The following is a 13,229-nucleotide window of genomic DNA, read 5'->3' as shown; positions in this document are numbered from 1 at the left end:
TGAATAATCAGCCCTGCCACTTGCCGCCTTCGACAATCACACTCTCAGGCTTGGTGTCATCGCTCAATTCCTTGCGCACATATTGGTCGTACAGCTTGAGCAAAAACTTCTCCTCGCCCAGCTTGGCCAACTCCACATTCGCCCAGTCACGCAGTTCGATATTGCCCTTCTTCACCGCCGGTGCAATCGGCGCTTCATCACCGAGTTTCTCGTCCAGCACGCGGTAGCCCGGGTTCTGCTTGGCCCAGCTGAACAGCACCAGGTTGTCCTAGGCATACGCATCGCCACGCCCGGCCGGCAGCGCGAAGTACACAAAAAACAGCTGGATCAGCAGCGGCGTGTTGCGCGCCAGCTGCACATACCACGCAACCAGGCGCGCCAGATACGGCGTGCGAAACACCAGCAGCGCGGCGTTGATCAGCGCTACCAGCAGGGAAGTGGCAATGGCGATCAGGCCCACTTGCAACGTCACGCCCACGGCTTTGAGAAACGTTGGCAGGGTGCCGAGGATAAAAGCGGGAGGGGGCTCGCTCCCGATGACGGTGTCTCGGTTATTACTTGAGTGACTGGAACGCCGCTATCGGGAGCAAGCCCCCTCCCACAGTTTTGATTGGGTCTTAAACAAAAAAACGCCGACGCTGTAGAAGCCGTCGGCGTTGAAACCTTGAAGGGGTTTTGCGTTACATCAGAACGCCGGCACGACCGCGCCGCCGTATTTTTTCTCGATGAAGGCTTTCACTTCCGGGCTGGTCAGCGCCTTGGCCAGTTTCTGGATGGCGTCGCTGTCCTTGTTGTCCGGACGGGCTACCAGGAAGTTCACGTACGGCGACTTGGCGTCTTCGATGATCAGCGCGTCCTTGGCCGGGTTGAGGCCGGCTTCCAGAGCGTAGTTGGTGTTGATCAGCGCCAGGTCAACCTGGTCGAGCATGCGTGGCAGCAGTGCCGATTCCAGCTCGCGGAACTTCAGGTGTTTCGGGTTGCTGGCGATATCTTTTGGCGTGGACAGCGCATTGGTCGGATCTTTCAGGGTGATCACGCCGTTCTTTTGCAGCAGCAGCAGGGCACGGCCGCTGTTGGAGCCCTCGTTCGGGATGGCAACGGTGGCGCCGTCCTTGAGGTCTTCGATTTTCTGGATCTTTTTCGAGTAAGCGCCGAAGGGTTCAACGTGCACGCCGATCACGGTGACCAGATTGGTGCCCTTGCCCTTGTTGAAGTTTTCCAGGTACGGCAGGGTCTGGAAGTAGTTGGCGTCCAGACGCTTCTCGGCCACTTGCACGTTGGGCTGTACGTAGTCGGTGAAGACCTTGACCTGCAGGTCCACGCCCTCCTTGGCCAGGGTCGGCTTGACCAGCTCGAGGATCTCGGCATGCGGCACCGGCGTCGCGGCCACCACCAGTTTCTCGTTGGCCTGGGCGAAGCCGGCGGTCAGGGCAGCCGCCAATGCGGTAAACAGCAAAACCTTTTTCATGCAGTGTCCTTAATCGAAAGTGCGGGGCGTCTCTGACGACCGTTTTTATGTAAGGTGCCAGCGATGTGCTATCGCGGCGTGAAGCGGACAATACCGATATTTTTTATTCCCGAACAATATCTTTTATTCACGTTGATATTCCATTTTGCTCATGCAGGAATTTCAGCAGGGTTTCCTGCTCGGCAGGACTGGCGCTCTGGTAAATCCGTCGTACTTGTTCCAGTGCAGAACCGGCCACCGGCAGGTTCAAATGCTCCGGCAGGATCTCATCGCCGCTGCTCACCAGTAACGCGAAGTGAATAACGTTTTCCAGCTCACGGGTATTGCCGGGCCAGCTGTGCTGCTCCAGCACGCGCTGGGCCGCTTCGCTGATCAGCGGCACCGGCAACTCCAGGCGTTGACTGTAGATGCCGAGGAAATATTCGGCCAGGGACAGGATGTCGCCCACCCGCTCGCGCAGCGCCGGCAACTCCAGCTTGCCTTCGCTCAGGTAATGAAACAGCCGCTCATTGAATTTTCCGGCCGCCACGGCCTGGGCCAGGTCGATGCTGGTAGCCGCCACCAGGCGCACGTCCACCGGGCTTGGCTGCTGGGCACCGACGCGGGTGACTTCATGGTTTTCCAGGGCCGCAAGCAACTTGACCTGGATCGGCAGCGGCAGGTCGCCGATCTCATCCAGGTACAAGGTGCCGCCATTGGCCGAGCCAAACCAGCCAGCGCGGCTGCTCACCGCGCCGCTGTGGCTGCCGGCGGCATAGCCGAACAATTCGGCATCAGCGTAGGTGGGGCTGATCGCGCCGCAGTTGACCGACACAAACAGCCCGCTGCGATCACTGCCTCGGTGGATATGCCGCGCCAGCAGCTCCTTGCCGCTGCCGGTCTCGCCGCGAATCAACACGGGCAAGGCGCGTGGGGCCAGGCTTTCGAGGTCTTCGCGCAATTGCCGTGAACGTGGGTCGACAAACACCAGTGCCTTGGCGCGGATGCTCAGCGGGCTTTTTTCGGCGTCGGGGAAGGTCAGCAGTGGCTGGCCGAAGGTTTCATGCAGACTCATGGCAGGCTCCCGCCCCAATCCACTCAGGGACGGGGCGTTGAAAAATTTATGCGCTACGCCGGGCGTGGTGCTCAAGGCGACTTTGCAGGCGATAGAGGTAGGCGAAGCCCTGCTCCCAGCGCCGGTGACCAGACTTCACATTGATATGCCCGGCACCGGACAAGATGCCCGCTTCGGCACCCCAGTTGCGGGCCAGTTCCAGGGCACGCGGGGCGCTGACGGCACTGTCGTTGTCGGAACTGACCACCTGGCTGGGAAACGGCAGCAAGTCGGTCGGAATCGGCGCGAAGTTGCGCAGGGCCGGGGCGCAAGCCGGGCGCTCTACATCGGCCGGCGCCACCAGCAGGGCACCGCGCACCTGCCGCAAAAAGTGCACGGGCGCGGTGGCCGCCCAGTGAGCGACGGTGATGCAGCCCAGGCTGTGGGCGATCAGGATCACCGGCGTGCCGTCGGCCGCGATAGCCTCGGCCAGCGCGGCCACCCAGTCTTCGCGGCGCGGGTTCAGCCAGTCGGCCTGCTCCACGCGTGCGCTGTTGGGCAGGCTATTTTGCCAATGGGTTTGCCAATGATCTTCTGGCGATCCTTGCCAGCCCGGCACGATCAGGTAACGAATCGACTCGCTGTGCATGGGTGTGCCCTCCTGCAGCGTTTAGCGTTGCTGGACAGTATAGGGAGGGGGTTTATATCCGTTAAGGAATAAGAAGCTATTTATTAATAACTAAACGACAGCATCAAGTTTTTAGCTGCAAGCTGCAAGTTGGGGTCGGGCTCTTCATACTGGGTGTTTTTGATGTTCAGGGACGGATCTGCATGGCGCTTAATTCTTCACTCGCGGGCCGACTTGCTGGCTGGGGCCTGCTGGTGGTGCTGGGTCTTAACCTGCGGCCGATCCTCAGTTCCATCAGCCCATTGCTCGGTGAGATTCGCCAGGCGACGGGCCTGAGTTTTCAGAGCAGCGCCCTGCTCACCAGTTTGCCGGTGGTGTGCATGGGCCTGGTGGCACTGGTGGGGGTGCGTGTGGAGGCGCGCTTGGGTGAGCGCCGTGGAATCGCCCTGGGCCTGATGATGATTCTGCTGGCATGCCTGGCGCGCTGGCTGCTGGGCCAGGCATCGGCGCTGCTGGTGACGGCGCTGCTGGGCGGCGCGGGGGTGGCGCTGATCCAAACGCTGGTGCCGGCAATGATCAAGCGTGAATTTCACCAGCGCGTGCCGGTGGCGATGGGCGTGTACTCGGCCTCGCTGATGGCCGGCGGCGGGCTGGCAGCGTTGCTCAGCCCGGTGGTGGCCACGCATTTCCAGCAGTGGCAGGCGGGGCTTGGCGTATGGCTGCTGCCCGCGCTGGGGGCGTTGCTGTTGTGGGCATGGTTGCCCCTGGGCGCGGCGAGAAATGCGCAAGTGGCACCGGTGTTCAAAGGGCTGCGCAATCGTCGCGCGTGGCTGCTGGCGCTGTATTTCGGTTTGGTCAATTGCGGCTATATGAGCCTGGTGGCCTGGCTGCCCGCGTACTATCAGCAACTGGGCTGGGACGTGCTGCCCAGCGGTTCGCTGCTGGCGTACATGACGATCTTCCAGGTGCTCGCCGCGCTGCTGATGCCGGTGCTCGCGCAACGTGGCAGCGACCGTCGCCCGCTGCTCGGCATCAGCCTGTCGGCGCAGGCCATCGGTTATCTGGGATTGATCCTCGCGCCGCAGACCCTGCCGCACCTGTGGGTAGCGCTGTGCGGCTTCGGCCTGGGAGCGTGTTTTGCCCTGAGCCTGCTGCTGACCCTCGACCACCACCGCGACCCGCGCCAGGCCGGGCAACTGGCCGCGTTCGTGCAGGGTGTGGGCTTTTTGATCAATGCGATTTCGCCGTGGCTGACCGGTTGGCTGCGCGAACTCACCGGCCATTTTGTCAGCGCCTGGATCGTGCTGACCGTGACGGTGCTGGCGATGCTGCTGGTAACGCGGCTGTTCAGCCCGGCGAGCTGTGCGGATGGACCTTTAACGTCCAACTGATCTTCCAGTGGCGAGCGGGCTTGCCCCGCGTTGGGGTGCGAAGCGCCCCCAATCAAGCAAAACGCGGTGTACCTGATACGGCTCAGCGTCTGGTTTTGGGGCTGCTGCGCAGCCCAACGCAGGGCAAGCCTGCTCGCCACAGGGAATCTGCGCTTAACTGAACGGCATTAGGGCTCGCCACACCTGCATTTCGGCAATAATTCTTTCAAGCGTGCGCAGTCGGCTCCAGCCGATTGGCCCGCGCAAACGTGCCGAAATCATTGAAGCGTACACCCATCTCGGCCATCACCTTATGCCCCACCTTGGCGGTCATCTGGCGGATATAAAACGGCTCCTTCACTACAAAATGGTGAATCCCGTGGGTGCTGCCGAAATTGAAGCAGAACGCCTGCATCGGCCATAGCCACCAGGGGTTGAGCACCTGGGTCTGCTGGAGCACATTGCCCAGCTCCACATCGCCGTAGTAGTGCATGTTGGAGCTGACAAAGTGCAGGCAGAACGTGCGAAGCACGTTGGGACCGATGATCACCACAGCAGCAATGTCGATCACCTGCATCATCTGCAAGGTGCCGGCCGACCAGTCGATCGGCGCGCCCAACAGGCTGGCGATGCCATTGGCGGCATGGAAGCCGAGGAAGACATACCACGCGCCCCAATGCAGCAGCGCCAGCGGCGCGTAGACCCACACAACGCGCTTGAGGATCTTGAACTTGTGGCCCCAGGTGTTGGCGCGCAGCAGGCGGATCAACGCCGACATCAGGTTATCGCCCACCATCAGCAAACGCGCAAAGCCCCAAGGCTCGCCATTGGTGATGGCGCGCTCTTCCATATCGGCTTCGGTGCCGGAGAACTTGTGATGGTTGAGGTGCAGGTGCCGGCGTATCCACGGGTTGATGGTGCTCGGGCGCGCCAGCCACACCAGGCCCATCATCAGGTTGTGGGGCACACGCTGCTTGCGAAAGTACATGCTGTGGATCAGGTCATGTTCCAGCTCGTGGGTCAACGAGGCCAGAAACGCATTGAGCAGCAGGCACGCCCACCAGGCCATATACCCGGTGATATACAGCGCCGCCGAACCGATCATGCCCAGCAAAGCGAAGGCCAGGATGCCCGCGCCGAGGGCGTCCTGATGCGACAGCCAGGGGTGCTGCCGGCGCAGACGCACGCCTTCGGCCAGCACCACTTCACGGATATGCGCGGCACGCTGTTGCGCGTTCATCTGCCGGGGGCTTGCAGAAGTACCGTCCATGCTCCCATCCTCTATTTATTGATGGATGTATCCTGACTCACGCGGTACGTCAGGGCATCAGCCCCACACGCCAACCTGTTGACCGCAAGCGCCAATCGCCATGACCGAACCCACGTCCCTCGCCAGTTGGACCCGCGCCCTGCGCAAGCAGCTCGATGCCCTGGGCCTCGACAGCGCCGCGCTGTGCGTGCAGGCCGGGCTCGACCCGCAGCAGATGGACGACCCCAATGCGCGTTATCCGCTGTCGGCCACCACGCGCCTGTGGGCGCTGGCGGTGCAGGCCAGCGGTGACCCGGCGATTGGTTTGCGGGTGTCGCGGTTTGTCAGTCCCACCACGTTTCACGCGCTGGGTTACGCACTGGTGGCCAGCGGCAGTCTGCGTGAGGTGTTCGAGCGTATCGTGCGTTATCACCAGGTGGTCAGCGATGCGCTGAGCCTGGAGCTGACCCGTCACGGCGATCACTACAGCTTTCGTCTGCTGCAACCCGAAGGCAGCCCGGCACCGGCACCGGAAGCCATCGATGCGTTTGCTGCGATCTATGTGCGCACCTGCCGCAACCGCCTGGGCCGCGACTATGCGCCGTTGGCCGTGTACCTGCGCCGCGCCGAACCGGCCGATGCCGGCCCGTGGCACACGGTGTTCCGCGCACCCGTGTTTTTTGGCGCTGAGGAGGACCGTCTGGAGTTCGCCGCCCACGATTTCGACAGCCACCTGGACGACGCCAACCCGGAGCTGGCCGAACACAACGAAACCGTGCTCAAGCGCACCCTGGCGCAACTGCAACCGCTGACCTGGGAGCGCAAGGTACGCGCCGCCATCGAGGCGCAATTGCCCGACGGCGAGCCGGGCGCCGAGCGCATTGCCCAGGCGCTGCACTTGAGCCTGCGCAGCCTGCAGCGGCATCTTGCGGATGAGGGGTGTCGCTTTGATGCGCTGCTCAATGAGTGCCGGGAGAATCTGGCGCTGCAGCATTTGCGCGATCCGCAGTGCTCATTGGCTGAGATCAGTCATCTGCTGGGGTTTGCCGACACCAGCAGTTTCAGCCGGGCGTTCAAGCGCTGGACGGGGATCACCCCGGGGCAGTTCAGGGATGGGTTGCGGTAGCGGGATGTGGGGTGTTTTTGGGGGCCTCATCGGGAGCAAGCCCCCTCCCACATTTGACTGTATTCACAAAGCTAAACAGGGAAAACTTGCTCCCCACTTGAATGTGTTCACAGATCAAACTGTGGGAGGGGGCTTGCTCCCGATAGCGATGGCCCAGGCATTCACCGCCCGCGATCACGCCGCAACAGCTTCCTCACCCGCGCTACCAACGTCCTGGCCTCGAACGGTTTGAGCAGGTAGTCATCTTCATGCAACTCCAACCCGCGCAGGCGATCTTCGATCCCGCCCGGCGTGGTCAGGAACAGTACCGGCGTGTCGCCGCGCTGCCGAATGGCCTGTTGCAGCTTCCAGGCGTTCAGCCCGGGCAGCATCACATCCAGGATCACCAGGTCGTACACGGTGCTTTCCACAAACCGCTGCGCCGCCATGCCGTTGGCCGCGACTTCCACGCCGAAGCCCGCTTCGCTCAAGCCCTGGGCCATACGCTGCGCCAGCTCGGGCTGGTCTTCCACTAACAACACCTGCATGCCTTACCTCTGGGTTTGATTACAAACCTGTCATCAAATTGTGCGGCTTCTGACCACGTTCACTGGCTACCGTGACGGCCTGCTTTCTGGAGCCATCACCATGCATCGCACTGCCCTGTTCCTCAGCCTCGCCGTCTGCACCGCAGCCCTGGCGACGCCGCAACTGCCCCGCTACGCCACGCTGGATTTGCACACCGCGCGCCAACTGGCCGATGCGAGCCTCACCCATTGCAGCGCCGCGCTGACCGTACTCGACCGTGGCGGCAACCTGCTGCTGGGTCTGCGGGCGGACGGCGTCGGGCCGCATAACAGCCTCGCCAGCCAGCGCAAGGCGTACACCGCGCTGTCGACCAAAACGCCGACCCGGCTGTTTGCCGAACGGGCGCGCAACAACCCCGAAGCCGCCAACCTTAACAGCTTGCCCGAGTTGCTGTTGCTCGGTGGCGGCGTGCCGTTGTTCGCCGACGCTGAGCTGGTCGGCGCGCTGGGCGTTGCCGGTGCCGGCGGCGCAGCCCAGGACGAGTCCTGCGCACTACAGGCCGCCGAGCAACTGGGCCTGAAAACTTCCCTCTGATTCCAACTCCCTCAAAAGGACTTCTCGATGAAAACCCTCAGCATGACCCTCGCCGCCCTCAGCCTCAGCGGCCTGTGCACCCTGGCCCAGGCCGACGGCAACCCGTTGAGCGTACATGTGCTCAACCTGGAAAACGGCCTGCCGAGTGCCGGCGTGAACGTCACCCTGGAGCAGCACGTGGGCGATCAATGGCAATCGCTGTCTGCGGGCGTCACCAACCCGCAAGGGCGCATCGCCGAACTGTTCCCCGCCAACCGCAGCATGACGCCGGGTGAATACCGCGTGGTATTCAAGACTGGCGACTATTACAAAAAGGCCAACCGCGAGACGTTTTTCCCGGAAGTCCCGGTGATTTTCCAGGTCAAGCAGGCCGACCAGCATTACCACATCCCGCTGTTGCTGAGCCCTTACGGGTTCTCTACCTATCGCGGCTCGTAGGTTATGCTCAAGCCTCCAACAGGAGGAACAACAATGAAAAGCCTCGTCGACCACCTCAGCCAATACGCCGCCTATCACCGCGACCCACGCAATATCGCCAGCCACTTCATCGGTATTCCGTTGATTGTGGTGGCGGTGGCCGTACTGCTGTCGCGCCCCGAATGGACAGTCGGCGGTCTGTGGATTTCACCCGCGGTGATCGTGGCGTTGTTTTCGGCGTGGTTTTACCTGCGCCTGGAACTGGCCCTGGGCGTGCTGATGACGGTGCTGATGGGATTGTCGGTGTGGGCCGGGCACGCGCTGGCCGCGCAGAGCACGCTGGTGTGGCTGAGCAGCGGCATCGGTCTGTTCGTGGTGGGCTGGGTGATTCAGTTTGTCGGGCACTACTACGAAGGCCGCAAGCCCGCGTTTGTGGATGATGTGTCGGGGCTGATTGTGGGGCCGTTGTTCGTAGTGGTGGAGGCGGCGTTTTTGCTGGGGTTGCGACGCGAGCTGAAACAGCAGATCGAAGCGCGCTCCGGGCCAATGGCACGCCGTGATCTAAAACCGAGTGAAATCTGAATGTGGGAGGGGGCTTGCTCCCGATGGCAGTGGGTCAGCTGCTGAACAGGTGGCTGATACACCGCTATCGGGAGCAAGCCCCCTCCCACATCGGCCCGATTTTCACATTGGGTATGGCGGGGTTGTCAGGCTTTTTGCCAGACCTTGGGTTTGAAGAATAACGTCTCGCCACGGGCCAGGCCGGTGAGGCTGTCGTGGTCTTTCACCACTTCGGCTTCGATCAGCTCGCTCTGGCCTTCGACCTTCAACGTCACCCGCGTAGTCGCGCCCAGCGGGCGAATATCGCGCACCTCGGCCGCGTGGTGATCCTCCAGCTCATGGCGTGACAGCGACACCTCATGCGGGCGGAACAGCACGTGCTGGTCTTCGCCCAGGTGCAGGCGGTTGGAGTCACCAAGGAAGTGATACACAAAATCGCTGGCCGGATTTTCGTAGACTTCACCCGGTGAGCCGATCTGCTCGATCACGCCCTTGTTCATCACCACGATGCGGTCGGCGACTTCCATCGCCTCTTCCTGGTCGTGGGTCACGAACACCGAGGTCAGGTTGATGTCTTCGTGCAGGCGCGCCAGCCAGCGGCGCAGCTCTTTACGCACCTTGGCGTCGAGGGCGCCGAACGGCTCATCCAGCAGCAGCACCTTGGGCTCGACCGCCAACGCGCGCGCCAGGGCGATGCGCTGGCGCTGGCCGCCGGAGAGTTGTTCCGGGTAGCGATCCGACAGCCAATCGAGCTGCACCATGTTCAGCAGCTCGTGAACCTTGGCGGCGATCTGGCTTTCATTCGGGCGCTGGTTTTTCGGTTTCATGCGCAGGCCGAAGGCGACGTTGTCGAACACGGTCATGTGGCGGAACAGCGCGTAGTGCTGGAACACAAAGCCGACGTTGCGATCGCGCACATCGTGGCCGGAGACGTCTTCGCCGTGGAACACGATGCTGCCGTCATCCGGGGTTTCCAGCCCGGCAATGATGCGCAGCAAGGTGGTCTTGCCGCAGCCGGACGGGCCCAGCAACGCCACCAGCTCGCCACTCTGGATGTCCAGATTGATGCTGTTCAGGGCCTTGAAGGCGTTGAAGTTCTTGCTGACATTACGGACTTCGATCGACATGACTTATTCCTCACCGGCGCTGTTGCGCAGGCGGTTGATACGGTTCTCGCTCCACTGCTTGAGCAGCAGGATGAAGAGCGCCAGGATCAGCAACAGGCTGGCCACCGCAAACGCGGCAACGTGGTTGTATTCGTTGTAGAGAATCTCGACGTGCAGCGGCAGGGTGTTGGTGACACCGCGAATGTGCCCGGACACCACCGACACCGCGCCGAATTCGCCCATGGCCCGCGCAGTACACAGCACCACGCCGTAGATCAGGCCCCATTTGATGTTTGGCACGGTCACGTGCCAGAACATCTGCCAGCCATTGGCGCCGAGCAGGCGCGCGGCCTCCTCTTCCTGGGTGCCCTGCTCCTGCATCAGCGGGATCAGCTCACGGGCCACGAACGGCACCGTGACAAAAATGGTCGCCAGCACGATGCCGGGCAAGGCGAACACGATCTGAATATCGTGCTCCTGCAACCATGGCCCGAAGAAGCCCTGGGCGCCGAACATCAGCACGTAGACGAGGCCCGCGATCACCGGCGATACCGAGAACGGCAAGTCGATCAGCGTCACCAGGATGCTCTTGCCACGGAACGAGTACTTGCTCACGCACCAGGCCGCGCTGACGCCGAACACCACGTTGAGCGGCACCGAAATCGCCACGGCGATCACCGTGAGTTTCAGCGCCGACAGCGCGTCGGGTTCGAGGATGGCCGCGAAGAACGCGCCGAGGCCGTTCTTCAGGCCCTGGGACACCACGATAAACAGCGGCAGCAGCAAAAACAGCGCAAACACCAGCCAGCCAAGGCCGATCAGGATACGCCGCGACACCGCGCTGCCACGCCGGGCCGCATTGGCCGAGGACGCGGCGGAAATAGACGATTGGGACATGTTCCGCGCCTCCTTATGGACGTTCGATGCGCCGCTGCAGCAAGTTGATCAGCAGCAGCAACACAAAGGAAACCACCAGCATCAGCACACCGATGGAGGTGGCACCGCGGTAGTCGTACTGGTCGAGCTTGACCATGATCAGCAGCGGCAGGATTTCGGTCTTCATCGGCATGTTGCCGGCGATGAAGATCACCGAACCGTACTCACCCACGCCTCGGGCAAACGCCAGCGCAAAGCCGGTGAGCCAGGCCGGCAGCAGCGCGGGCACGAGGATGTAGCGGAACACCTGCAGCGGCTTGGCGCCCAGGCAGGCGGCGGCTTCTTCGATCTCCCGGGGGATGTCGGCGAGTACCGGCTGCACCGTGCGCACCACGAAGGGCAGGGTGACGAAGGTCAGCGCCAGGGTGATGCCCAGGGGCGTGTAGGCGATCTTGAAGCCCAGGTCGGCAGCGAACTGCCCGACCAGGCCGGTCGGCGTGTACAGCGCGGTGAGCGCGATACCGGCCACGGCGGTGGGCAGGGCGAACGGCAAGTCGATCATCGCATCGATGATCTTGCGACCGGGGAAGGTGTAACGCACCAGCACCCAAGCCAGCAGCGTGCCGATCACACCGTTGATCAGCGCGGCGTAGAGCGCGGTGCTGAAGCTCAGTTTCAACGCCGCCAGCACGCGCGGAGCGGAGATGATGGCCCAGAACTGATCCCAGGTGAGTTGAGCGGCGTGGACGAACATCGCCGCCAGGGGGATGAGCACAATCAGGCTGAGGTACACCACGGTGTAGCCCAGCGTCAGCCCGAAGCCGGGTATGACGGGGGAGATACGACGCGACATGAGAGTCCTTGGTTAAAGGGTAGATACCACTGCAGGAATGAGTTTTTGTGGGAGCGGGCCGCATTCCACAGGGAGGCCGGTATGTTTATTGCGCCGTGTAGATCTGGTCGAACACGCCACCGTCGTTGAAGAATTTCGGTTGGGCAGTTTTCCAGCCGCCGAAGTCTTTGTCGATAGTCACCAGGTCCAGTTTGGGGAACTGCTGGGCGTATTGGGCGGCGACTTTTTCATCGCGTGGGCGGTAGAAGTTCTTCGCCGCAATCTCCTGACCAGCCGGGCTGTACAGGTGCTTGAGGTATTCGGTGGCGATTTCGGTGTTGCCCTTTTTCTCGGCGTTCTTGTCGACCACGGCCACCGGTGGTTCGGCGAGGATCGACAGGGACGGCACGACGATGTCGAACTTGTCGGCGCCGCCGTCTTCTTTCAGCGCCAGGAACGCTTCGTTTTCCCAGGCCAGCAACACGTCACCCTGACCGTTGTTGACGAAGGTGATGGTCGAGCCACGCGCCCCGGTGTCGAGGATCGGCACGTGTTTGAACAGTTCCTTCACGTATTCCTGGGCCTTGGCTTCGCTGCCACCGGCCTTGAGGCCATAGGCCCAGGCGGCGAGGAAGTTCCAGCGTGCACCGCCGGAGGTTTTCGGGTTCGGCGTGATCACCGACACGTCTTTCTTGATCAGGTCGCCCCAGTCCTTGATGCCCTTGGGATTGCCCTTGCGCACCAGGAACACGATGGTCGAGGTGTACGGCGTGCTCGCGTCCGGCAGGCGGGTCTGCCAGTTTTCCGGCAGGGTTTTGCCCAATTTTGCAATTTCGTCGATGTCGCCGGCCAGGGCCAGGGTCACCACGTCGGCGCGCAGGCCGTCGATCACAGCACGGCCCTGCTTGCCCGAACCGCCGTGGGATTGCTGGATCTTGACGGTGTCGCCGGGGTGGGACTGCTTCCAGAAGTTGGTGAACTCCGCGTTGTAGTCCTGATACAGCTCACGGGTAGGGTCGTACGAGACGTTGAGCAACTCGTAGTCCTTGGCAACGGCGGAACCGGCAAACACGGCACTGGCCAGCGCGGCCAGGGCATAACGGCGAATCGACGACATGGAAGCTCCTAGAATTCTGGGTGTTGGCTTTTTCTTATGGTTGCGGGTGTTGCGAATCGCCGTGGCTGCCTAGCTCGGTTTGTTACCCGGGTTCTGCAAACGGAATTTCTCTTTACGTTCGATCTGTACCACCTGTGCGTTGTGCACAGTGATTTCCACCGCGCCGAACCGCAGGTCACGCAGCGCGCTCTGGATCTCACGCAAAATGGCTGCTTCGTCCTGGCCGTCGACGCTACGAAGAGATGCGCTCATGGTCTCGCTCCTGAAATGAATAGTGCCTGGCAGTCGCGGAACTGCTTGCGGCGTGGGAGCGATAGTAGATAAGCGCGGATATTCTTAAAAATA

General features: G+C 62.1%; 16 protein-coding genes and 1 pseudogene. 5 read left to right on the top strand and 12 right to left on the bottom strand.

Going from position 1 to position 13,229, the window contains the following annotated elements:
* Positions 1–7: 7 nt before the first annotated feature.
* The 5 genes and pseudogenes from JOE32_RS18450 to JOE32_RS18430 all read right to left on the bottom strand — a co-directional run bounded on the left by JOE32_RS18450 (position 8) and on the right by JOE32_RS18430 (position 3,150).
* Entirely contained in the window at positions 8–259 is a 252-nt protein-coding gene (locus JOE32_RS18450; RefSeq protein WP_245229066.1) for a hypothetical protein, read from the bottom strand.
* A 36-nt stretch (positions 260–295) separates the two neighbouring features.
* Positions 296–538: pseudogene (locus tag JOE32_RS18445) on the bottom strand (ABC transporter permease subunit); the annotation flags it as partial.
* A 147-nt stretch (positions 539–685) separates the two neighbouring features.
* A complete protein-coding gene (locus JOE32_RS18440; RefSeq protein WP_209987204.1) occupies positions 686–1,468 on the bottom strand; it encodes a MetQ/NlpA family ABC transporter substrate-binding protein in 783 nt (260 codons plus the stop codon).
* 127 nt (positions 1,469–1,595) lie between these two features.
* Positions 1,596–2,522, bottom strand: coding sequence for a sigma 54-interacting transcriptional regulator (locus tag JOE32_RS18435; protein ID WP_209987203.1), 927 nt, complete (start codon positions 2,520–2,522; stop codon positions 1,596–1,598).
* A 46-nt stretch (positions 2,523–2,568) separates the two neighbouring features.
* A complete protein-coding gene (locus tag JOE32_RS18430) occupies positions 2,569–3,150 on the bottom strand; it encodes an alpha/beta hydrolase (protein ID WP_209987200.1) in 582 nt (193 codons plus the stop codon).
* Positions 3,151–3,332: 182 nt separating this feature from the next.
* Between JOE32_RS18430 and JOE32_RS18425 the strand changes: the two genes are divergently transcribed.
* On the top strand, positions 3,333–4,520 hold the full coding sequence (locus JOE32_RS18425; protein WP_209987197.1) for a CynX/NimT family MFS transporter: 1,188 nt from the start codon (positions 3,333–3,335) through the stop codon (positions 4,518–4,520).
* A 205-nt stretch (positions 4,521–4,725) separates the two neighbouring features.
* On the opposite strand, the gene JOE32_RS18420 is transcribed toward JOE32_RS18425, so the two are convergent.
* Entirely contained in the window at positions 4,726–5,769 is a 1,044-nt protein-coding gene (locus tag JOE32_RS18420) for a fatty acid desaturase (RefSeq protein WP_209987194.1), read from the bottom strand.
* 100 nt (positions 5,770–5,869) lie between these two features.
* Between JOE32_RS18420 and JOE32_RS18415 the strand changes: the two genes are divergently transcribed.
* Positions 5,870–6,874: an AraC family transcriptional regulator gene (locus JOE32_RS18415; protein ID WP_209987191.1), complete on the top strand. Its 1,005-nt coding sequence runs from the start codon at positions 5,870–5,872 to the stop codon at positions 6,872–6,874.
* Between the two features lie 161 nt (positions 6,875–7,035).
* Here JOE32_RS18415 and JOE32_RS18410 read toward each other — a convergent pair whose 3' ends face one another.
* Entirely contained in the window at positions 7,036–7,401 is a 366-nt protein-coding gene (locus tag JOE32_RS18410; RefSeq protein WP_209987189.1) for a response regulator, read from the bottom strand.
* A 100-nt stretch (positions 7,402–7,501) separates the two neighbouring features.
* On the opposite strand from JOE32_RS18410, the gene JOE32_RS18405 reads away from it, so the two are divergent.
* From JOE32_RS18405 to JOE32_RS18395, 3 genes are read left to right on the top strand one after another with little or no spacing between them, the layout of a single operon-like run.
* Positions 7,502–7,975 carry a heme-binding protein gene (locus JOE32_RS18405; RefSeq protein ID WP_209987186.1) on the top strand — a complete coding sequence of 158 codons (474 nt, stop codon included), beginning with the start codon at positions 7,502–7,504 and terminating at the stop codon, positions 7,973–7,975.
* 27 nt (positions 7,976–8,002) lie between these two features.
* Positions 8,003–8,413, top strand: coding sequence for a hydroxyisourate hydrolase (gene uraH, locus JOE32_RS18400; protein WP_209987183.1), 411 nt, complete (start codon positions 8,003–8,005; stop codon positions 8,411–8,413).
* Positions 8,414–8,446: 33 nt separating this feature from the next.
* The gene (locus JOE32_RS18395) at positions 8,447–8,974 is read left to right on the top strand and encodes an Mpo1-like protein (RefSeq protein WP_209987179.1); all 528 of its coding nucleotides are present in this window, start codon (positions 8,447–8,449) and stop codon (positions 8,972–8,974) included.
* A 125-nt stretch (positions 8,975–9,099) separates the two neighbouring features.
* On the opposite strand, the gene JOE32_RS18390 is transcribed toward JOE32_RS18395, so the two are convergent.
* The 5 genes from JOE32_RS18390 to oscA all read right to left on the bottom strand — a co-directional run bounded on the left by JOE32_RS18390 (position 9,100) and on the right by oscA (position 13,136).
* Positions 9,100–10,080 (bottom strand): sulfate ABC transporter ATP-binding protein, encoded by a 981-nt coding sequence (locus JOE32_RS18390; RefSeq protein ID WP_209987177.1) that lies wholly within the window; start codon positions 10,078–10,080, stop codon positions 9,100–9,102.
* A 3-nt stretch (positions 10,081–10,083) separates the two neighbouring features.
* Positions 10,084–10,956, bottom strand: coding sequence for a sulfate ABC transporter permease subunit CysW (cysW, locus tag JOE32_RS18385; RefSeq protein WP_209987174.1), 873 nt, complete (start codon positions 10,954–10,956; stop codon positions 10,084–10,086).
* A 13-nt stretch (positions 10,957–10,969) separates the two neighbouring features.
* Positions 10,970–11,788 (bottom strand): sulfate ABC transporter permease subunit CysT, encoded by an 819-nt coding sequence (cysT, locus tag JOE32_RS18380; protein ID WP_159953615.1) that lies wholly within the window; start codon positions 11,786–11,788, stop codon positions 10,970–10,972.
* Between the two features lie 85 nt (positions 11,789–11,873).
* On the bottom strand, positions 11,874–12,884 hold the full coding sequence (locus JOE32_RS18375; protein WP_209987171.1) for a sulfate ABC transporter substrate-binding protein: 1,011 nt from the start codon (positions 12,882–12,884) through the stop codon (positions 11,874–11,876).
* Between the two features lie 69 nt (positions 12,885–12,953).
* A complete protein-coding gene (gene oscA / locus JOE32_RS18370; protein ID WP_003170956.1) occupies positions 12,954–13,136 on the bottom strand; it encodes a sulfur starvation response protein OscA in 183 nt (60 codons plus the stop codon).
* Positions 13,137–13,229: the final 93 nt, after the last annotated feature.

It is taken from the genome of Pseudomonas sp. PvP025, assembly GCF_017832155.1.
Classification (GTDB): domain Bacteria; phylum Pseudomonadota; class Gammaproteobacteria; order Pseudomonadales; family Pseudomonadaceae; genus Aquipseudomonas.
Note: the sequence above shows the minus strand (reverse complement) of the source record. Positions and strands in the feature narration are given on the sequence as shown.